This is a genomic window from Nonomuraea phyllanthi (genome assembly GCF_006334985.2).
Lineage (GTDB): Bacteria > Actinomycetota > Actinomycetes > Streptosporangiales > Streptosporangiaceae > Nonomuraea > Nonomuraea phyllanthi.
In genome coordinates this window covers 41,632-60,865 of the sequence record NZ_VDLX02000034.1, presented here as the reverse complement: position 1 = coordinate 60,865, position 19,234 = coordinate 41,632, and the positions used below count along the sequence as shown (strand labels likewise).

Sequence of the window (19,234 nt, the reverse complement as noted above, 5' to 3'; positions counted from 1 at the left end):
CGGCGAGGTCGCCGCCGTGCGGCCGGCCCACGACGGCCCGGTCAACCGCGGGCACGCGTGCGTCAAGGGCCGTTTCGCCCACGGGTTCCTGCGCTCTCCGGAGCGGCTCACCCAGCCCCTGCTACGCCGCTGTTCCGGGCTGGAGCCGGTGAGCTGGGAGGTGGCGCTCGACCACATCGCCCGGGGGCTGCGGGCCGCCGTGACCGCGGCGGGCCCCGACGCGGTGGCGGCGATCTCCTCCGCCCGGGCCACCAACGAGGAGAACTACCTGATCCAGAAGTTCATGAGGGTCGCCATCGGCACCAACAACGTCGACAACTGCTCGCGGCTGTGCCATTCCCCCTCGGCCGCCGGGCTGAGCGCCGCCTTCGGGCTGTCCGGCGGCACCGACTCCTTGGAGGACGTCGAGCAGGCCGACTGCCTGCTCGTGGTGGGCGCGAACCCCGTCGAGGCACACCCGGTGGTCGGGGCCCGGCTGCTCCAGCAGGTCCTGCGCGGCGCACGGCTGGTGGTCGCCGATCCCCGCGCCGTCGGCCTGGCCTGCCACGCCGACGTGCATCTGCGGCCCCGCCCGGGGACCAACGTGGCCCTGTTCAACGGGCTCGCGCACGTCCTGCTCGCCGAGAACCTCGTCGATGAGGAGTTCCTGCGCCTTCGAGCCCGCGGGTTGCCGGAGCTCACCGCGCTCCTCGACGACTACCCACCCGACCAGGTGGCCGCGATCACCGGCGTACCCCCGGAGGATCTGGTCGCCGCAGCACGCCTGTACGGGCAGGCCCAGCGGCCTGCCATCGTCTACGGTCTCGGCGTGACCGAGCACCTGCACGGCACCGACGGCGTGCGCACTCTGGCGAACCTGGCGACCCTGCGCGGCGCGGTCGGCACCGATCGCGGATTCGGCGTGAACCCCCTCAGAGGGCAGAACAACGTCCAGGGCGCATCCGACATGGGCGCCCTGCCCGACCTGCTGCCCGGCTACGGCAAGGTCAGCGACCCCGCAGTGCGAGGCAGGGCCGAGCGGATCTGGGGCACCCCGCTTCCGGGCCACGACGGCCTGCGCATCCCGCAGATGTTCGCGGCGGCACGCGAGGGAGCTCTGCGGGCCCTGTGGATCATCGGCGAGGACGTGTGCGCCACCGACCCCGACGCCAACCGGGTCGTCGAGGCGCTGGACTCATGTCCGCTCGTCATCAGCCAGGAGCTCTTCCTCTCCGAGACCGCCCGCCACGCCGACGTGATCCTTCCGGCCGCGTCCTGGCTGGAGAAGGACGGCACCTTCGTCAACTTCGACCGCCGCTTCCAACGGGTGCGCCCCGCTCTCGACCCGCCCGATCAGGCACGCACCGACTTCGCCATCGTCCACGCCATCGCGGCGGCCTACGGCGCCGACCTCGGCTGCGCGACCCCGGCCGAGGCGCTCGCCGAATGCGGGCAGGTGGCGCCCGCCTTCGCCGGCATATCCCACCGGCGTCTGGATCGCGAAGGCGCCATCCCCTGGCCCTGCCCCGACCCCGACCGTCCCGGAGAGGCCAAGCTCTACCTGGACCGGTTCGCCACCCCGGACGGGCTGGCGCGCCTCGCCGCCCGCCCCTACCTGCCCCCCGGGGAAAGCCCCGACGACGACTACCCGCTGATCCTCATCACCGGCCGCCGGTGGGCCCACTACAACTCCGGCAACATGACCCGGCGATCCGGCACCATCGAACTCGACCCCTCCGACCGGCTGGACATCCATCCCTCCGACGCCGCCCACCACACCGTCCGCGACGGCGACGCGGTGCTCGTCGAAAGCCGGCACGGACAGGCCACTTTCGCGGCATGCATCACCGAGCAGATCCCGCCGGGCCAGCTCTTCTGCGCCTTCCACTTCCCCACCGGCCGGGCGAACGCCCTCACCTCCAGCCACGCCGACACCGTGACCTCCTGCCCCGAGTACAAGGTCACCGCCGTACGCCTGCGCGGCATCCAGGATTGATCATGACGCCTTACCGCGTGGCCGTACCACCGCGACCGGGCAGGCGGCACGGTGCAGCACTCCGTGACCGACCGACGCGAGCAACGCGGAGGCGAAACCGCCCAGCCCTCGCGAGCCGACCACGACCAGGTGCGCCGCGGTGGACGCCTTGACGAGCGCGGGTACGGGGTGCTCGCCAACCTGCTGTTCCGCGATCTCGATGCCAGGATGGCCCTTCCGCCAGCGGCTCACCCGCAATGCCCTGCCCATCACCAGGGGATCAGCGAAACCGACTGGCCGATCAAGCCTCGACGAAGCGCCGTTCCCCCTCGAGCACTGCCAACGGCGGCTCCCGGCGTGCCGAGACAGCGCTTTTGACGTCTAAACCGCGCGGCCACTTTTTCACACACATGCACGGCCTTCAGAGGCAGCCGTCCGCGCCGGGCGTCGGCCACCCTTAGTACGGACATCGGCGCACATCGATGCTCGCGAGGCGAGAACCGGCGGTCAGCGGACCTCAGGCTTCGGGCACCACCGCCACAGGGCAGGGCGCGTGCTGGAGCAAAGCAGGCGCCCCGCCGAACCACGCGGCGCGCTTGCGCCCGACGACCATGAGCCCCGCCCCAGCATGGTCCTCGCCCCGCTGAATGCGCACGCCCGGATGGCGTTCCGCCCATCCGGTCAAGTCCATCGAAGCGGACACCGGAACCTGACGCAGAGCGGCCTCCCCGAACGCGAATTCCAGAACAGAAGCGTCCGGCTCCTCATCTGCCACGACGATCAATTCCCGATTCGTCGTGACGGGCAGGGGCCCCGGCCCGCGTACGACGATCACGGGGCAGTCGGCATAGGCCGCGACGTATCCGGCGACCGACCCGACAACGGCTCTGGGCAGGGCGCTCAAACCGCGGGAACCGACCACGACCACAGCGGCGCTCTTGGAGAGCTCGACCAGGCGTTGCGCGGCGGCGCCTTCGTACAGGTCGGTTTCGACGCGGACGCCGGAACTGGTCGAACGAGCGCACTCCGCGCCGTGCCACAGCACATGCTCGGCCGCCTTGCACAGGTGGGCCTTGGCCTCCGCGCCGGCTTCACCATACGGCCATTGCCACGCGTGGGCGATGGTCAGCGGCAGTCTGCGCAACTCGGCCTCGTCCAGCGCCCAATCCAGGGCCTGCACCGAGAAATCGGAGCCGTCATAACCCAGCACGATGTGGTTCATGTTCGCGGACTCCCTTCGCAGGCAGGTGAATCATCACCTCCAGTCTCGGACTCCGCCTGGAGCAAGACCCAGGGTCAGGTGGCCCGGTCCGAAGGGACCTTGGTCCCGTAGGAGTGAGGCGGGGACCTTGAGCCCTCGCCACGGGGGCGCCCGGCACTACCGGCCTCGCCTGCCCCGCGGAAGCCCCGAGTTCTGGAGGTCGAGCGGGGTCCACGTCGGAGCGCTCGGCGTACCTACGGTTCTTCACGGGGACGCGGCACCGCGCACGCCTACATCGACGCCATCACCAGTGACAGGTACGTGGGCGGCGTACGGCTTGGCCTGCGCACCCCCGACGACGTGCGGCAGGCCTACCACGACATGGCGGCACGCCTGGCGCCCAGATGACCGGCGCGATCGTCCAGCTCGCCGAGCACGCCTCCCGGGCGCCTCCCGTGATCGACGCCACCACCATGATCGACGGGCTGCGCTGCGCCGCTCAGTCCGGCTCCATCTGGGGGCGCCGAAAGCGCCACGGCTCAGTGGCCAGCTAGCGTGGATCGCCATGAGCGCCCGATCGAGCGCGTGATCCGGTCCCAAGCCGCTGTCGATCTCGACCGCCTCCGGCCAGGGCGCCGTGGCTTTGGCGGTCGCCTCATCGGCGCCCGACACGTCACCGGCCGGTAGCTCTGTGATGGCCTGAGGTGCGGCTACGCAATGGAGCCCAACACGTCGGCGACTCCCTTGTAGACGTCAGACGCCAGCCTGCGATTCAGCTCCGCCTCATCCCTGCAGACGCCCTGCCGGGCTTCGCGAGTGGTGAAGTCCAGTGGGCCCAGCTTCACAGCTTTCCTGAGCTTGAACACGCGATCACCAAGAAAGATCCCCGTGGAGGCGTGCGTCTCTTTGATCTCTGCCCACGATCCCATCGATTGACGCCCCTGCGCTCTGCCGTCCCCACCTGGCCCTTCACCAGGCATATGCCCCCGGAAGAGCTCTCCCAACGGCCGGATTCCTTCCTCTGCCGACGGCCATGGAAGACTCCTGGTGGGCGGCCAGTTGAGTCCCGGCTGATGGCCACGAGAATTCCCCGTGGATGGCCCCGGGTGCCCTGATCTCCACCCACCCCCTCGGGAGACCTCCCCGGTCCGGTTTGCTGATGTTTGCCGCATTTCGCAAGCCGACCGAAGAGGTCCCGTGACAAAGTCTGACAGAGAGATCATGAAGATCTTTGAGGCATACGACCTGACCAAGACCATCCACTCCGCCGCGCAGCTGTCCGGCGCGGACCCCAAGACCGTCAAACGCTACGTCGAGCTGCGCCAGCTGGGTCTCAACCCGTATGAGCGGGCGGCCCGGCCGAAGCTGATCGATCCGTTCCTGGAGAAGATCGAAGAATGGGTGGAGGCGTCGAAGGCGAAGATCCGCGCTGATGTCGCCCACGACAAGCTGATCGCGATGGGATACCGGGGCAGTCCCCGCTCCACCCGGCGAGCGGTCAACGCCGCCAAGGCCGCGTGGCGGGCCGGGCGGCGGCGCACCTACCGGCCGTGGATCCCCGAGCCGGGCATGTGGCTGCAGTTCGACTGGGGCGAAGGCCCACGGGTCGGCGGAAGACGCACCTGGCTGTGGTGCGCCTGGCTGGCCTGGTCGAAGTTTCGGGTAGTGATCCCGGTCTGGGACTGCACCCTGGGCACGCTGGTGTCGTGCCTGGACTCCACGCTGCGGCGGATCGGCGGCGCCCCCACCTACGTGCTCACCGACAACGCCAAGACCGTGACCAGCGACCACGTCGCCGGGATCGCGGTGCGGCATCCGCAGATCCTCGCCGCGGGCCGATACTACGGCTGCACCGTGGAGACCTGCGTGCCTTACGATCCCGAATCCAAGGGCGGCGTGGAGGCCACCGTCCGGCTCGCCAAGGCCGACCTGGTACCCACCGAGGCCAACCTCCGCAGCCAGTACGGCGGTTTCGCAGAGCTGGCCGAACAATGCCGGACCTGGTGCGAGAAGATCAACGCCCGCCGGCATCGCGGCAGCGGCCAGATCCCCGCCGAGCAGCTGTTAATCGAGCAGCAGACGCTGCACGTGCTGCCCGCCGAGCCGTTCGCGCTGGCGCTGGGTGAGCAGCGGATCGTCTATGACGACCAGACCATCAGCTTCGCCTCGGTGCGCTACTCCACCCCACCCGGACACGTCGACACCAAGGTCTGGGTGCGCGTGGTCGGCGAGGAACTCGTCATCACCGCCCGGGCCGCCGGCGGGGAGCTCGCCGAGATCGCCCGCCATCGAGTGTCTGTCCCAGGTAACCCACAGATCCTGGCCGAGCACTACCCGCACCATCCCAATGGGCGCAGCATCCACCAGCCGAAACCACGGCCGCGCAACGAGGCGGAGGTCGCCTTCCTGGGCATCGGACCGGGCGCCAAGCGGTGGCTGACCGAGGCCGGACCCGCCGGAGCCGCGCGCATCCGCGCCAAAATGGCCCGCGCCGTCGAACTGGCCGCAGTGCTCGGCGCTGAACGCGTCGACGAGGCACTCGGCCTTGCCGCGATCGCCGGCCGCTTCGCCGACGACGACCTGCCCGCCATCGTCGACCATCTGAGCGACCACCGGGCCGTCGGCGAACTCGTGCGCGCCGATGAGAGGCATTCGGCTCAGCCCGGCACCGCATCCTGGCAGGCCCTGGGCCAGTGACCACCCCACCACCTGCCCGGCCTGCGCGGCCGGGCGGGTGCCCGCGATGAGGAGAACCCCACCCATGACCTCGCCCACCCCACCGGCTCTGCCCGACGAACTGGACCGGCTGCTGCGCCGGATGCGCCTGCCCTACCTGCGCAAAGCCGCCCCCGACGTGCTGGCCACCGCCCGCGCGCAACGCTGGGACCCCGCCGAAGTCCTGCGCATTCTCATCCACGAGGAGGTCACCGGCCGCGACGCGGCCACCCGGCGGCTGCGCCGCACCTCGGCCAACTTCCCCACCGGCAAGACCCTCGCGTCCTGGCGACCGGAGGAGTCCTCCATCCCCGAACCCACCCAGAACGCCCTGGCCACGCTGGAATGGATCAGCCGGGCCGAAAACCTGGTGATCGCCGGCCCTTCGGGCACCGGCAAATCGCACTTCACCGAGGGCCTGGCCCACGCGGCCATCGAGAAGGACCTACGCGTGGCCTGGTTCACCCTGGAAACCCTCACCACCACGATCGGCAAGGCTAAAGTCGACGGCTCCATCGCGCGCACCGTCGCCCGGATCTGCCGCGCCGACCTCATCGTCATCGACGACATCGGGCTGCTCCCGGCCGGAACCGACGCCGCCGAGGCGTTCTATCGGATCATCGATGCCGCCTACGAACGCCGCTCGATCGCCATCACCAGCAACATTCACCCGAGCGGGTTCGACACCATCATGCCCAAGACCCTGGCCACCGCCTCGGTCGACCGGCTCCTCCACCACGCCCACCTGGTCCTGACCAAGGGCGATTCCCACCGGCTCGCCGAGGCTCTGGCGGGCAAGGGCGTCACCCCGTTGACCTGACCACCCATCAGGACCACCCCGGCCATCAGCATGGATTTCTGATGGCCACCAGCTGAGAGAACCCAAGTCCACCTACCTGGGGATCCTCATGGCCGTTGACACTTCCTCGGCGCCGTTGCCGGTTCGGACGGTCGGCACGGCCTCAACGCCGAGAGCCATGCGCGCCTCCCAACCGCCCCTTCGGGTCATCGGCATCATGGGCGCTGGGCCCCTCTGACAACGGGGCACTGTGTGGCCGATCGTCAGCGATGTCGCGACAAGTGGTGCTGTGGAAAATCACGTGTGGTTCTGGGCAGCCCCGCGAAGGCTGTCCGTTGTTCATCCCGTGAAGCTGTCGACAGTGTCGGGCCCGATCGCCGTCTGGTGCCGCGGCGGCATGCACGGGTTCGCGAGGGTGCCCTGATCGCCCGCCGAGTCGGACAGCGTCAGGACTCGCCCCCCATCAGACGAGGTTTGCACTGACCAGACATAGCGCCGAAGGGCGGTCCATGCTTCCTCCTTGACGTAGCCACCGTTCGGAAGGTCAGAGTTCCGCACTTCCGTACGACAGCTTCGTGGCGATATCGCGAGCAGATCCCCCTCTACGCGGTAATGACCGGTCTCCAGCAACCGCATCGCCTGGTTAGGTGCGGCGCGGTCCGGGTTCGATAGCTCATGGACCACGTGAAGGAGCCGTCACCGGCAAAGGACCAACCATAGGCCCTGGCTCCACGTGCCGAGCAGTTGATCGGTGGCTTGTACGCCGGATGCGGAGGACGGGAGGATGGCAGCCGCCGCGAGTACGCCGACGGCGAGTCGGCTCCTGAACATGACGGCCCCTGATAACGGTGAAGCGTACATCTTCCCTGGTGCTGTGACCGGAAACGTTCACCGGACTATTCGTCCATGACAAGTCCGGCAGCCTTGGTTAGCCTCAGCCTATGGTGGATCAGGAGCAATACATCCGGTATCTGGATGACTCGAAGGTGTTGGCAGCGATCGGGGCGTATGTCGACGCGCAGGCTGGCCTGGTCACCGTGCGACTGCCGAGAGCCGTAGCCGAGGCGGCGGTGGATGCCTGGAAGCGTGACGAGCTCGGCGACCTCGATGCGGAGACCCATCAGCTGGTTGCGGTACGGAACCAGGCCGCGGAGCTGGCGCTGATAGGCCTCGTGATCTCGCAGAGTGGCCGCTGGGAGGGCGAGAACCTCGTGGTCGGCCTGGACGTCGCCTCCGCTGGGGCGGCCTTGCGGGCGTTTCAGGAGTCAAGTCCTCGGCCTTGACCGACTCCGTCCCCGAACCCCTGACGCCAGTTAATGTTGTAGTCATCCCACTGGCGTTACAAACCTTTCAGTCACCCGCAACCCAACCCGGTGAACGTTTTCCGGTCACAGCACCAGGGAAAGTAGCCGTCGCGCAGGCAACACGTCACCGGCGATTCGCCAACAAGCGGTCTACTTCTGCGTGGCGAGTGAGGCCCGGCGCCGCAGCTGTCGAATCGTCGTTGTCGGTGCCCGTACCCTCGGCGCGGCGCGGGCGCACGAATAGGGACCTTCGACCCTACTCGTGCGGGTCCCCGTCTCAGATGGTGATGTCAAGGGGGGTTCTTATCGCCGCCACCATGGTGGTCAAGGGGGGTGCGAGCCTGATGTTCGCCGATCGTCATGACGCCGGGATCCGTCTGGCCGAGCGGCTGGCCGGACACATCACCGATGAGAATGCTGTCGTCCTGGGTCTGCCCAGAGGGGGAGTGCCCGTGGCTTTCGAAGTGGCCAAGGCCCTGGGCGCGCCGCTGGATGTGATCGTGGTCCGCAAGCTGGGGGTGCCGTTCCAGCCCGAGCTGGGATTCGGCGCTGTCGGAGAAGGCGGCGTACGCGTGATCAATACGGACGTCGTCCGGATGGCGGATGTGACGCAAGAGGAGATCTCCTCGGTTGAAAGCCGCGAGCAGGCCGAAGTGCTGCGCCGTGTTCGCCGTTTCCGTGGGGACCGCGCATCGGTCGATCTTGCGGACCGTACGGTCATCGTCGTGGACGACGGGATCGCCACCGGCAGCACTGCCCGCGCCGCATGTCAGGTGGCTCGTGCGCGCGGGGCATCGCGAGTGATCTTGGCGGTCCCGGTCGGAACACCGGACACCATCGCGGGTCTGCGCGAGGACGCCGACGAGGTGATCTGTTTGGAAACGCCTACCGCCCTTTGGGCCATCGGCACCTGGTACAACGACTTCACTCAAGCCTCCGACGAGCAGGTGGTCGAACTGCTGCGGCGGGCCATGCCACCTGCCACCAAGGGGGCTGCGGCCGGGAGGGGGCGCGTGGTGAAACCAGATCCGACGGAGCCCCCCGACGAGGTGATGGTGGATGCCGGCCCTGTCCGGCTGACGGGGCAACTCGTCATTCCAGAGGGAGCCGCGGGGGTGGTGGTCTTCGTGCACGGCAGCGGCAGCAGCCGGCACAGCCCACGCAACCGGTACGTGGCCTCGGTGCTCAACCGCGCGGGTCTGGGCACCTTGCTCATCGACCTGCTCACGACCGAGGAGGAGTACGACCGTCGCAACGTGTTCGACATCGAATTGCTGGCCGGAAGGCTCGCGCAGGTGACGAACCGGCTCAGCGATCAGCCTCAGCTCGCGGGACTGCCGATCGGCTATTTCGGAGCCAGCACCGGGGCGGCGGCCGCGCTGTGGGCCTCAGCGGAGCAGGGCAGCCAGGCGGCCGCCATCGTCTCACGGGGTGGGCGAGCAGACCTGGCCGGACCTCGGCTGCCGGCGGTGCGTGCGGCGACGCTGCTGATCGTGGGTGACCGCGACGAACTGGTGCTCGAACTCAATCAGACGGCCCAAGAACGGCTGGCCTGCGAGAACCGCCTCGAGATCATCCCAGATGCCACGCACCTGTTCGAGGAGCCCGGAGCGCTGGAGACGGTCGCCGACCTGGCGCGCGACTGGTTCGCCGACCATTTCAGCAGGACACGCGTGGGATGACCACTTCGACGACTGCCTCCGACGGCCGGACCGCGGTCCGGCCGTCGGACGCTCAGTGGGAGGTCGCCGAAATGGCTTCCACCAGCTCGCCCACCTTGTCCTCGGGCAGCTTCGCCGCCAGATCGGCCTGACTGATGATGCCGACCAGTTCCTGGTTCTCCAGCACCGGCAGGCGACGGATCTTGTGCTCGACCATCTGGTGCAGGACATCCTCGACGTCCGCATTCGCGTCGACAGACCACACGCGCTCTGCCTCAACGAGCTCCCCAGCAGCGACTGCGGCCGGGTCCTTGCCCCTGGCGATACACTTCACGACGATGTCCCGGTCGGTGATGATTCCCTTGAGCCGGCCCTCCTCTCCGCAGACCGGTAGTGCACCGACGTTCAGCTCCGCCATCCGGCGCGCCGCCACGTCGACGGTCTCGTTGACCTGCAGGCACTCACAACCACGGTGCATGACATCACGTGCTGTCGTCATGTCGCTGATCTTCCTTCCCGCGATTCCGCTTCATGGTGAAGCTGCTCCGACGGCAGCACAAGAAACCCGCCTAAAGACACCTTTGACCTGCAATTTCGGCAATCGCGCATAATGTCAGGCCCATGAACACCTCGGGCGCGTCGTCGAGCGGCGGGCAGCCCCTTGCCCGCCGATCTCCGTCAATGTCCTCGCAAAAGACGGTCAGGATGCGTCCCGCGCTGGGTTGAGGGCAGGAATGCCTCGAGGGGAGGAGCTGTCATGCGAGTCACAGTCCGGGACATCATGACCACCGAGGTCGCCTCGGTCAACGGCAGCACCCCGTTCAAGGACATCGCTGAAGTGCTCATCGCTCACGGCGTCAGCGCAGTACCGGTCGTCGACGCCGAGAATCACGTGCTCGGGGTGGTGTCCGAGGCGGACCTGCTGTGCAAGGAGGAGTTCCGCGAAGCGTACTACGCCGAGGGTTACCAGCCGCCGCTACGCGCCCGGCTGCGCCACCGCCTGTCCGGGGAAGGAGCCGACGTCCGGCGCAAGGCCGCCGGGCACACGGCCGCGCAACTGATGAGCGCACCGGCTGTGACCGTGCCCGCCACCGCCTCGGCTGTGATCGCCGCCCGGCGAATGGACGAGCACGGCGTCAAACGCCTGGTCGTCGTCGACGAGGACGGCACGCTGCAGGGCATCGTCAGCCGGCGCGACCTGCTCAGAGCGTTCGTGCGCCCCGACTCCGACATCGCCTGGGAAGTCCGCGAGGATGTGCTGAAGCGCTCGCTGCTGGTAGAGACCGCAGGCGTCAACGTCGACGTGCGTCAGGGAGTCGTGACACTGAGCGGCCACATGGACCGCCGCAGCCGGGCGCTGCTCGCCGTACGGCTGATTGCACGCGTCGACGGCGTGGTCAATGTGATCGACGAGCTTCAGTGGAAACGCGACGACACGTAGGGCGCATGATGGCAGGCGGGAGAAGTGGCTGCGGTCGCCGAAGCCGACAAGCCAGCTTGAAAGAGGGCCGAGAACTCCCGTTCGCGGCATGACTTCATGGCCGCAACATTCAGCTCACGAACGCTCGGCGGTCTCGAGCCGTCACTCCATCAAGGGGTTCTGTACGTTTCGCGGTGTTCGATGTGGGCGTCCGGCCCTGGATAGACCAAGGTCTCATGCTTCTCATCGGGCCAGCGCACATCGTACGGCGGTGATCCGTCGCTGTGACGCAGGGCGACGATGATGCCGATGCGACGGGGCTCGCCCTGACGGGCGCCCTCGATCACCAGCAGATCTCCGACTGCTGCCTTCATACGCTTCCCCCTTCCCGCTCAGCCGCCGCGTATACGGACGGGCCAAGGAACGGTGCCACGGTGTGTGGGCAACGACGATCGGCCACACGCTCGCCCAAGTAGCGCCCGAAGCCGACCTCACGGTGCTCCCGAAGCAGGCTGTCCGGCGCTAGCTCCGAACCCGCTGCCATAAGGTGCCGCGCGGCGTCGAAGGTCCTGAAATCCCCCGGCACAGCCGACGTCTCCAGCAGGGTGGACTCTTGCGCCGGCGGCACATCGTGCGCCGCGGCCTGGTGGCTCCGCGGAGCGGACACGCACGAGCCGAAAGCCTCCTCTCAAGAGGAGCTTCGACGCGGCCGTACGACGGCGACCGGGCAGGAGGCATACTGCAGGACACCGTGGCTGACCGAGCCGAGCATGGCGGAACGGATCACTCCCCGGCCCCGCGACCCCACGATGACCAGGTCGGCACGAGCGGAGGTCTCGCACAGCGCCGCGATGGGGTTCCCGCGGAAGACCGACTCGGCCACCGTTACATCGGGATACCGCTTCAACCATGGCGACAGCACGTCATGGACATGTCCTTGCCGCGCTTGGGCGATGAAATCAAGGCCTGGTGGGATGCGCGCAACGACGCTGGTCGATGGCAGATCCCACGCGTGTACGATCCGCAGCCGAGCCCCGCGTGCCTGCGCCTCCTCGAAGGCGTAATCGATGGCCGGGTGCACGGCGTCCTCGGGATCCAGACCGGCCACGAGCTCACCCTGCACCACGGCGGGTGTGCCGCGGACCACGATCACAGGCCCCACCGCGTGCCCGGCGACGCCCAACCCCACCGAGCCCAGCAGGAGCCCGGCGAATCCGCCCAGGCCGCGGCTGCCCACCACGGTGGCCGCAGCCTCGCCGGCCTGCGCGCACAAGATCTCCACGATGTGACCGTAGAGCAGTTCGGCACTCACATGAACGTTGCCACGGAAGTCGGCCGCCACTGCGGCGGCCTCTGCCAGCAGCCGTTCACCTTCCTTGCGAACGGGATCGTCGGGTGACCGCTCGTACACCTGCCCACCGAAGACCAGCGGCTCCTCCACGTGGACGAGCCGCAGGTCGCAGCCGCGTCGGGCCGCGTCGTCGGCCGCCCACAGCACCGCTGCCAGAGCTGCCCGAGAACCGTCCACACCTACGATGACCGGCTCGGACATGCGATCATTCCCTCCTGGCCGCTCCCGTGGGCTGCAACACGGCGCGTATGTCGCGAGGAAGCCGGTCGAGCGCATGCACGACCGACTGCTCCGACAGTTCCTCGAACAGGAAATGCGTGACCGTAGGGGCGAGGTCGGCCACATCGCGGAGCGCGATGCGGGCTGAGCGGGCGAAGAACTCGATGAACTCCTCCCGGCCGCGGCGGATCGGTACGCGGCTGGGATCCCAGCCGTTGTAGTAGACCCCACGAAGCAGATCGGGCAGCTGCGCGGCGAAGTGGGCCGCACTGTCCACGGTCAGACCGTCCCTGACCGCGTGCAGCCAAGCCTTCAGCACCCGCTGGGCGAAGTCCCGGTCCTTCGTGCCGATCGCGTCAGCCAGGTCCGCCAGCCACCGGTTGGTGATCTGGACAGCGTGCTCGATGCTCTGTACTCGTGTGTGCGACATTGTGTTCCCTCCGATCCCATCTCCACTTCGCGGTTCGGCGGCGGTACCGCCCGGCGTAGACCACCAGAAGGTGCCGGTTTCGATGTCGCATCATCCCTGGGGCGGCTCATTCCCGGTCTTCTATGCTCACCGGACCGCCCCCGGACCCGTCGATGAACCGCTCACGCTCTCGTACCCCTGGTGGTCCAAGCCTCAGCGTGGGTGCCGCCGGAAAGAAGCAAAATTCGTTTGTATACCGGTACCACCGGCTATGGTCTTTAGCCTCCTGCCTATGGCCTGCGCGGTTTCGCGGATCGCTGCCTGGACAGCAGGCGTGACGGGGGCCTCGACAGCGAAGTCGGCGCCTTCTATCCCGTATATGTGCAGGTCGCGAGGGAGCCGGTCGAGCGCGGCTGCGAGGGCGATCGCGTCGGCAAGGCCGAGGGCGTGGGAGCTGCCTTGCCACGGGTGCGTGAGCCGAGGGCTGACGTCGTGATGGACCGTGCCCGGCGCCGCTCCCGAGGAGACCGCCTCGATCACGATGGCCAGCTGGGCACCACTCCAGGTGGCGACCAGGTGCATGGGGTCTCCGGAGCTCTCGGCGACAAGGATGCGGGGCGGGAGCATGTCGCGGAGCAGCCGGGCGACCTGCAGCCCTGCCGCGTCATCGCCCCTGGCGTCATTGCCCACGCCGATCACCACCGTCCTAGCGTGCATCGATGTTCAGGTCGAGGAAGTGCGCGGAGCAGGAGATGCACGGGTCGTGGTTGCGGACCGCGCGCTCACACAGCCGGGCCAGTTCGGCTTGGGGCAGGTCGAGTCTGGGTGCGATGAGTTCGTGCAGGTCCATTTCGATGCGTGCCTGGTTCTGCGCGGTAGGCGGGACGATGTCCGCGTCGGCGATCAGGCCGTTCTCGTCGATGCGGTAGCGATGGTAGAGCGTGCCGCGCGGCGCCTCCGAGGCGCCGTGTCCGGTACCTGCGACCGGTTCGACCGGTACGGCGGGTGTGTCCGGTTCGGTGTAGGCGTCGATGACGCGCAGGGCCTCGTCGCAGGCGTGCACGATCTCCACGGCGCGGACGACGATGCTCTGGAAGGGATTGCGGCAGACGTCCTCCAGGCCGGCATCCCTCGCGACCGCGCGGGCCAGCGGGGAGAGCCGGTCGAAGTTGATCGCGTAGCGGGCGAGCGCCCCCACCAGGTAGCCGCCGGCTCCGTCGAGGCGGGCATGAACGGCGGTGGAGTACGGGACCTGCTCTTCCACCACGTGCGCCGGCCACTGCTGGACCGGGAAGGTGCTGCCCTCGCTGACGGTGGGGGTTCCGGAGAGGATGGCGTATTCGTCCGGGTGGCGCAACGCCAGGAATCGGTAGTCGTGCTGGACGTCGGGGAAGTCGAAGCCCGCCACCCAGGCGGCGGTGGTGATCGCGTGCTCGCGCGCCCTCCGTAGCTGTTCGGCCAGCGGGGCGAGTTCCTGCCGGCGGGGGACGCGGTAGAAGCCGCCGAGCCGTACGTTGACGGGGTGGATGGCTCGCCCGCCCAGGGTCGCCACCAGTTCGTTGCCGGCCTTCTTCAGTGCGAGTGCCCGTTCCATGTGGTCGCGGTGGTGGACGGCCATCGCCATGCCGCTGTCGTAACCGAGGAAGTCGGGGGCGTGCAGGAGGAAGACATGGAGCGTGTGCGACTCGATCCACTCGCCGTAGTAGAGAAGCAGCCGGAGGTCCCGAAGCGGGCCGGACACGTCCACGCCGCAGGCGGCCTCGATGGCTTGGCAAGCACTCATCTGGTACGCCACCGGGCAGATGCCGCAGATGCGCGCGGTGATGTCGGGTGGTTCATCGTAGGAGCGTCCGCGCAACAGCGCCTCGAAGAACCGGGGCGGTTCGTAGATGTTGAGCTGCAGGTCGGTGATGCGGCCGTCGTGCGCGCGTACCAGCAACGCGGCCTCTCCCTCGACACGGGAAAGGCCGCCGAGTCGTACCGTCTTATGCGTCACCTTCGGCCTCCTCGGATGCCTGGAGAAACGGTTCCTCGGTCGCGTTGAACGTGCGATAGACGCGTACGAGGTCGGGATCGCTCATCCCGAGCCGGCGAAGCTGGGCGTTGAGCGCTCGTGTGTTGGGTGTTTCGGTGGGGCCGAAGCAGCCGTAGCAGCCCCGGTTGAAGGCCGGGCAGAGCGCGCCGCAGCCTGCTTGGGTGACCGGGCCCAGGCAGGGTGTGCCGTGGGCAACCAGGACACAGATGTTGCCTCGTGCTTTGCATTCCACGCACACGCTGTGTCCGGGCACGACGGGGCGTCGACCGGCGAGAAAGGCCGTGATGACCTCGAGGAGTTGCCGCTTGTCGATCGGGCAGCCACGGAGTTCGAAGTCGACCGGCACGTGGGCGGAGATCGGTTTGGAGCGCTCCAGCGTGGCGATGTAGTCCGGCCGGGCGTACACGACGGCCGCGAACTCGCGCACGTCCGCGAAGTCCCGCAGGGCCTGAATGCCGCCGGCGGTCGCACAGGCCCCGATCGTCACCAGGCGCCGCGACACCCGGCGCACGTGCCGAATGCGCTCGGCGTCCTGCGGCGTGGTGATCGACCCCTCGACCAGGGACAGGTCGTAGGGGCCCGGTCCGATCGCGCTCGACGCCTCAAGGAAGTAGGCGATCTCCACGGTCGAGGCCAGCGGCAGCAGTTCGTCCTCGCAGTCGAGCAGGGTGAGCTGGCAACCGTCGCAGGAGGCGAATTTCCACACCGCCAGCTTCGGCCTGCTCTTCTCGGCGGCGCTCATCACAGTTCCTTCACCGCCAGGAGTCGCGCCGCACGCTCGTAGCTCACCACCGGGCCGTCCAGGCACAGCAGCAACGGCCCGAGCTGGCAGTGGCCGCACCGGCCGACGCCGCACTTCATGTTGCGTTCCAGCGACAGGACGATCCGTGCCGCCGGGACCCCGCGGCGAACCAGGTCGTCGGCGACGGCGCACATCATGGCCTCGGGCCCGCACACGAAGGCCGCGGTACGGCGAGGCTCGAAGACGATCCGATCGACCAGCCTGGTGACCAGGCCGACCGGCCCCTGCCACGCGTGATCCGGATGATCCACCGTGACCTGGACATCGATCCCCGCGTGACTCCATCTGGCCAGATCCCGCGGATAAAGCAGCGTCATGGGCGCCCGGGTGCCGACGATCAGACTGATCCGGCCGTAGCGTGAGCGGTGCGCCACCAGTTCCCGAACGACCGGTCGCAACGCCGCAAGGCCCAGCCCGCCCGCTGCGACGACGACGTCCATCCCGGCTGCGGCGGGCACATCCCATGCCGTCCCGTACGGGCCACGCACTCCCACCAGGTCACCACGGCGCGCGTGACACAGGGCCCGGCTGACCGCGCCGACCGCGCGGATCGTCTGCAGGTACCCGCCCGCACGGGTCCGGCCACTGATCGAGATCGGGATCTCGCCCACCCCACGGGCATAGATCATCGTGAACTGGCCTGGCAGGAACGGCGGGCACGGCCCCTCCACCGGCTCCAAGGTCAAGCTCACCGTGTCGGCCCGAACCGGGCGGCGTGAACGCACCCGAAAGGGCGCGGGCGTCATCGGATGCACGCCAGCTCCTCGGTGACATCGATGCCGGTGGGGCACCAGGTGATGCACCTGCCGCAGCCCACGCAGCCTGACGTGCCGAACTGGTCGTACCAGGTCGCGAACTTGTGGGTCAGCCACTGCCGGTAGCGGGCGAGCCCCGAGCTGCGTACATGCGATCCGCTGACCTCGGAGAAGTCCAGCGTGAAACACGAGTCCCATCGTTCGGAGCGCTCCGTGACCTGACCGGTGAGGTCGGTGACGTCCTCCACCGTGCTGCAGAAGCACGTCGGGCAGACCATCGTGCAGTTCGTGCAGCTCAGGCACCGCGATGCCACATCCGCCCAGCGCGGGGAGTCGTGGGCGGCGGGCAGCCACTCTTGGATGCCGTCGGTGTCGACCTGGCGTCCCATCCTGGACGCCGCCGTTCGGGAGACCTCTTCCGCCGCGTCGATGTCCACGCTCGTGGCCGGATGGTGAGGGATCAGCGCGACGATCTCGCCGCCCCGCTCGCTGCCCGTCTCGACCAGGAACCGGTGCGGCGAGGCCAGCTCTGTGATCGCAAGGTCGAACCCGGCGACGGCCTTCGGTCCGGTGCCCATGGACACGCAAAAGCACGTACCACCCGGTACCGCGCAGTTCACCGCGACGAGGAACAGCGCCTCACGGCGCCTCAGGTAGGCGGGGTCGGGGTGCCTGCCGCCGGCGAACACCCGATCCTGTACGGCGACCGCCGCGAGGTCGCAGGCCCGCAGGCCCAGCAACGCCACTCGGGGCGCCTCCTGCTCGACCTCCTCGATCGCCTCGTCACGCACCCGTACCAGGGTCTGGCGAGGCGGTTGCGTGTATCGCTTGGCCGAATCAGGGCTGGCCGCGAAGCCGAACACCATGCCGTCATCACCCGAGGTCAAGCGGTATCGGCCGGGCTTCTGGACGTCGCCCACCCCAGCGGGAAGGTCCGCGCCCGAGGAGATCTCCGCCATGCGTATGGCCCCGTCCTCCACCCTGGGTCCCACAACCGTGTAGCCGCTGGACGTCAGCGCCTCAATGAGCGGCTCCAGCGACTGCAACACCACAACATCCATCAGCGGCCCCCGTTCCGCCTGCAGGTGACAGGATTCGGTATTCCCACCTTTCCCCTCCGGATGCGGCTGTCCCCTGGTGAGACACACAATGCGAGAACGGCCTTCGACCAGATGGATCTCTCATTCGTTATCGGGACCGAGGAGTCCGCCACCCGCTCGGCCCCAGCTCGTTCGTCGTTGTGGACCGATCACTCCTTCGGCGGGGTGGCACTCTCGATGGGGATGTGACGCCCCTCTGGCCGCTGTTCGGCCAGCCTCACGCTCACTTCGAGGATGCCCTTGTCGTAGACGGCTCTGACGTCACTCTCGTCTGCTCCCGCAGGTAGCGAGATGGCGCGCGTGAAGGTCCCGTACCGGAACTCGGTGCGGCACTGCTCCCGGTGCTCCTCGCGCCGCTCCGCGTGGACGGTGAGCACGCCGTTGGCCAGGTCGATCTCGACATCCTTCTCGGGATCAATGCCCGGCAGCTCGACGCGGAGGACGTACCGGCCGTCCTTGACGTAGTCCTCGAATCGCATGGGCTGCCATGTGTGCGACCGGATGGAGGCCAGCGGCTCTTCGAGCCAGTCGAACAGGTCGGGCAGGAAGCGCTCCCTGCGCATCAGGGTGTCCATGGATACCTCCATGTCCTTCTCGGCTGCTATATGACTATTAATCCACTTTCAAGAGCCGCTGAGCAGGGACGGAAGTCCTAGGTGGGGAGGTCTTTCGACCCAGTCGTTTCGCCACGAACGCATAGGTGCGAGCGGCACCGTGTTCGCTCACACCATCCCCGATGCCATCCTCGAGGTATGCCTTCACGGCCCTCTCACGGTGAGATCGGAGGCAGACGCGGGGCCACTCCCACGTGGCTGAAATCGCCTCAGCGCCCGGGAGGCCGCCGCTCTTGGCGAGCGACCTCCCGAGCGACTCGGAAGGATGCTCCGCCCTGCTGGCCAGCCTGGCCTCGGCCGTCGCGGTCATCACGCTCGACTTGCTCCATACGCCGAGTCCTAGCACCTCTACGACGGCGACAAGAACATCCCGCTGCCCGGCAGATCGGTCACGCTGTCAGCCTCGCAGAAAGGCGAGCGGGCGCCCACCATCCCGACGTCCCGCCGTCCGCCACGGCGCTGTGCAGGGCGCTGGATGACTTGACCGCCATTCTGGACGAGGGCTTCCTGCGCACAGGGGCGACCATGGCAGGGGGCTTCGCGTCAGTGCGCCTGCGATCACGGCGACCGCGCGGGGGCCGATCCCGCCCGCCGGAACCGAGCCCTGTAAGGGACCACGACCGGGGGACGCCCGCTGACGGCCGTGGGTCCGCAATCGACGCGCAAGCCGGCTCACCGGCGACCGTCATCACGATCACACCGTCAGACGTCGGTTTGGTCGCGCGAAGCGGCCTGCACATCCGCGAGAGCCGTCGCACCCTGTGCGACCGGCTGCCCTTCCCTCACTCTGCTCCGTTCTCAGGAAAGCCCTCCATACCGGATCAGAACAGCAACAGCGTTGCAATTCGCCCAGAAGAGTTCATAGGGAGATATTCCCGCGATGTCCTCCAAATGC

19 protein-coding genes are annotated in these 19,234 nt (G+C 68.2%); 7 read left to right on the top strand and 12 right to left on the bottom strand.

Annotated elements, in window-relative coordinates:
- On the top strand, positions 1–1,975 hold a 1,975-nt coding region (gene fdhF / locus FH608_RS48825; protein ID WP_139638051.1), incomplete at its 5' end, for a formate dehydrogenase subunit alpha.
- On the opposite strand, the gene FH608_RS48820 is transcribed toward fdhF, so the two are convergent.
- Positions 1,976–2,224 (bottom strand): universal stress protein, encoded by a 249-nt coding sequence (locus FH608_RS48820; RefSeq protein ID WP_139638050.1) that lies wholly within the window; start codon positions 2,222–2,224, stop codon positions 1,976–1,978. It abuts the gene before it with no gap.
- Positions 2,225–2,471: 247 nt separating this feature from the next.
- A complete protein-coding gene (locus FH608_RS48815) occupies positions 2,472–3,176 on the bottom strand; it encodes a universal stress protein (protein WP_139638049.1) in 705 nt (234 codons plus the stop codon).
- A 383-nt stretch (positions 3,177–3,559) separates the two neighbouring features.
- Between FH608_RS48815 and FH608_RS52280 the strand changes: the two genes are divergently transcribed.
- The 5 genes from FH608_RS52280 to FH608_RS48795 all read left to right on the top strand — a co-directional run bounded on the left by FH608_RS52280 (position 3,560) and on the right by FH608_RS48795 (position 9,655).
- Positions 3,560–3,709 carry a hypothetical protein gene (locus tag FH608_RS52280; RefSeq protein ID WP_193319064.1) on the top strand — a complete coding sequence of 50 codons (150 nt, stop codon included), beginning with the start codon at positions 3,560–3,562 and terminating at the stop codon, positions 3,707–3,709.
- 667 nt (positions 3,710–4,376) lie between these two features.
- Entirely contained in the window at positions 4,377–5,852 is a 1,476-nt protein-coding gene (istA, locus tag FH608_RS48810) for an IS21 family transposase (protein WP_139638048.1), read from the top strand.
- Positions 5,853–5,916: 64 nt separating this feature from the next.
- A complete protein-coding gene (gene istB, locus FH608_RS48805; protein ID WP_139638047.1) occupies positions 5,917–6,690 on the top strand; it encodes an IS21-like element helper ATPase IstB in 774 nt (257 codons plus the stop codon).
- A gap of 920 nt (positions 6,691–7,610) precedes the next feature.
- Positions 7,611–7,952 (top strand): hypothetical protein, encoded by a 342-nt coding sequence (locus FH608_RS48800; RefSeq protein ID WP_139638046.1) that lies wholly within the window; start codon positions 7,611–7,613, stop codon positions 7,950–7,952.
- 338 nt (positions 7,953–8,290) lie between these two features.
- Positions 8,291–9,655 (top strand): phosphoribosyltransferase, encoded by a 1,365-nt coding sequence (locus FH608_RS48795; RefSeq protein ID WP_226900577.1) that lies wholly within the window; start codon positions 8,291–8,293, stop codon positions 9,653–9,655.
- A 52-nt stretch (positions 9,656–9,707) separates the two neighbouring features.
- On the opposite strand, the gene FH608_RS48790 is transcribed toward FH608_RS48795, so the two are convergent.
- Positions 9,708–10,133 (bottom strand): CBS domain-containing protein, encoded by a 426-nt coding sequence (locus FH608_RS48790; protein WP_139638045.1) that lies wholly within the window; start codon positions 10,131–10,133, stop codon positions 9,708–9,710.
- 282 nt (positions 10,134–10,415) lie between these two features.
- Here FH608_RS48790 and FH608_RS48785 point away from each other — a divergent pair, with 282 nt between their 5' ends.
- Entirely contained in the window at positions 10,416–11,075 is a 660-nt protein-coding gene (locus FH608_RS48785; RefSeq protein ID WP_264372961.1) for a CBS domain-containing protein, read from the top strand.
- A gap of 149 nt (positions 11,076–11,224) precedes the next feature.
- Here the strand turns inward: FH608_RS48785 and FH608_RS48780 are convergent, their stop codons facing one another.
- From FH608_RS48780 to FH608_RS48740, 9 genes are all read right to left on the bottom strand, one after another.
- The gene (locus tag FH608_RS48780) at positions 11,225–11,428 is read right to left on the bottom strand and encodes a DUF1918 domain-containing protein (RefSeq protein WP_139638043.1); all 204 of its coding nucleotides are present in this window, start codon (positions 11,426–11,428) and stop codon (positions 11,225–11,227) included.
- A gap of 314 nt (positions 11,429–11,742) precedes the next feature.
- Positions 11,743–12,606 (bottom strand): universal stress protein, encoded by an 864-nt coding sequence (locus tag FH608_RS48775; RefSeq protein ID WP_139638042.1) that lies wholly within the window; start codon positions 12,604–12,606, stop codon positions 11,743–11,745.
- Between the two features lie 4 nt (positions 12,607–12,610).
- Positions 12,611–13,054 (bottom strand): DUF2267 domain-containing protein, encoded by a 444-nt coding sequence (locus tag FH608_RS48770; RefSeq protein ID WP_139638041.1) that lies wholly within the window; start codon positions 13,052–13,054, stop codon positions 12,611–12,613.
- Positions 13,055–13,246: 192 nt separating this feature from the next.
- A complete protein-coding gene (locus FH608_RS48765) occupies positions 13,247–13,735 on the bottom strand; it encodes a hydrogenase maturation protease (RefSeq protein ID WP_226900575.1) in 489 nt (162 codons plus the stop codon).
- A 4-nt stretch (positions 13,736–13,739) separates the two neighbouring features.
- Positions 13,740–15,029 (bottom strand): Ni/Fe hydrogenase subunit alpha, encoded by a 1,290-nt coding sequence (locus FH608_RS48760; RefSeq protein ID WP_139638039.1) that lies wholly within the window; start codon positions 15,027–15,029, stop codon positions 13,740–13,742.
- On the bottom strand, positions 15,019–15,810 hold the full coding sequence (locus FH608_RS48755) for an NADH-quinone oxidoreductase subunit B family protein (RefSeq protein ID WP_139638038.1): 792 nt from the start codon (positions 15,808–15,810) through the stop codon (positions 15,019–15,021). Before FH608_RS48755 ends, FH608_RS48760 begins: the two co-directional genes overlap by 11 nt.
- The gene (locus FH608_RS48750) at positions 15,810–16,616 is read right to left on the bottom strand and encodes an FAD/NAD(P)-binding protein (RefSeq protein ID WP_139638055.1); all 807 of its coding nucleotides are present in this window, start codon (positions 16,614–16,616) and stop codon (positions 15,810–15,812) included. Before FH608_RS48750 ends, FH608_RS48755 begins: the two co-directional genes overlap by 1 nt.
- Positions 16,613–17,686 carry a 4Fe-4S dicluster domain-containing protein gene (locus tag FH608_RS48745; protein WP_139638037.1) on the bottom strand — a complete coding sequence of 358 codons (1,074 nt, stop codon included), beginning with the start codon at positions 17,684–17,686 and terminating at the stop codon, positions 16,613–16,615. The genes FH608_RS48750 and FH608_RS48745 overlap by 4 nt, the downstream gene beginning before the upstream one ends.
- Before the next feature lie 188 nt (positions 17,687–17,874).
- Positions 17,875–18,300 (bottom strand): Hsp20/alpha crystallin family protein, encoded by a 426-nt coding sequence (locus FH608_RS48740; protein ID WP_139638036.1) that lies wholly within the window; start codon positions 18,298–18,300, stop codon positions 17,875–17,877.
- Positions 18,301–19,234: the final 934 nt, after the last annotated feature.

Excerpts from the sequence above, each read along its gene's own strand:
- FH608_RS48780 (WP_139638043.1), bottom strand. The coding sequence starts at position 11,428 with ATGAAGGCAGCAGTCGGAGATCTGCTGGTGATCGAGGGCGCCCGTCAG.
- FH608_RS48790 (WP_139638045.1), bottom strand. The coding sequence starts at position 10,133 with ATGACGACAGCACGTGATGTCATGCACCGTGGTTGTGAGTGCCTGCAG.
- FH608_RS48785 (WP_264372961.1), top strand. The coding sequence starts at position 10,416 with ATGACCACCGAGGTCGCCTCGGTCAACGGCAGCACCCCGTTCAAGGAC.
- FH608_RS48745 (WP_139638037.1), bottom strand. The coding sequence starts at position 17,686 with ATGGATGTTGTGGTGTTGCAGTCGCTGGAGCCGCTCATTGAGGCGCTG.
- FH608_RS48755 (WP_139638038.1), bottom strand. The coding sequence starts at position 15,810 with ATGAGCGCCGCCGAGAAGAGCAGGCCGAAGCTGGCGGTGTGGAAATTC.
- FH608_RS48775 (WP_139638042.1), bottom strand. The coding sequence starts at position 12,606 with ATGTCCGAGCCGGTCATCGTAGGTGTGGACGGTTCTCGGGCAGCTCTG.
- FH608_RS48750 (WP_139638055.1), bottom strand. The coding sequence starts at position 16,616 with ATGACGCCCGCGCCCTTTCGGGTGCGTTCACGCCGCCCGGTTCGGGCC.
- FH608_RS48815 (WP_139638049.1), bottom strand. The coding sequence starts at position 3,176 with ATGAACCACATCGTGCTGGGTTATGACGGCTCCGATTTCTCGGTGCAG.
- FH608_RS48770 (WP_139638041.1), bottom strand. The coding sequence starts at position 13,054 with ATGTCGCACACACGAGTACAGAGCATCGAGCACGCTGTCCAGATCACC.
- FH608_RS48820 (WP_139638050.1), bottom strand. The coding sequence starts at position 2,224 with ATGGGCAGGGCATTGCGGGTGAGCCGCTGGCGGAAGGGCCATCCTGGC.
- FH608_RS48740 (WP_139638036.1), bottom strand. The coding sequence starts at position 18,300 with ATGGACACCCTGATGCGCAGGGAGCGCTTCCTGCCCGACCTGTTCGAC.
- istB (WP_139638047.1), top strand. The coding sequence starts at position 5,917 with ATGACCTCGCCCACCCCACCGGCTCTGCCCGACGAACTGGACCGGCTG.
- istA (WP_139638048.1), top strand. The coding sequence starts at position 4,377 with ATGAAGATCTTTGAGGCATACGACCTGACCAAGACCATCCACTCCGCC.
- FH608_RS48800 (WP_139638046.1), top strand. The coding sequence starts at position 7,611 with ATGGTGGATCAGGAGCAATACATCCGGTATCTGGATGACTCGAAGGTG.
- FH608_RS48795 (WP_226900577.1), top strand. The coding sequence starts at position 8,291 with ATGGTGGTCAAGGGGGGTGCGAGCCTGATGTTCGCCGATCGTCATGAC.
- FH608_RS52280 (WP_193319064.1), top strand. The coding sequence starts at position 3,560 with ATGACCGGCGCGATCGTCCAGCTCGCCGAGCACGCCTCCCGGGCGCCT.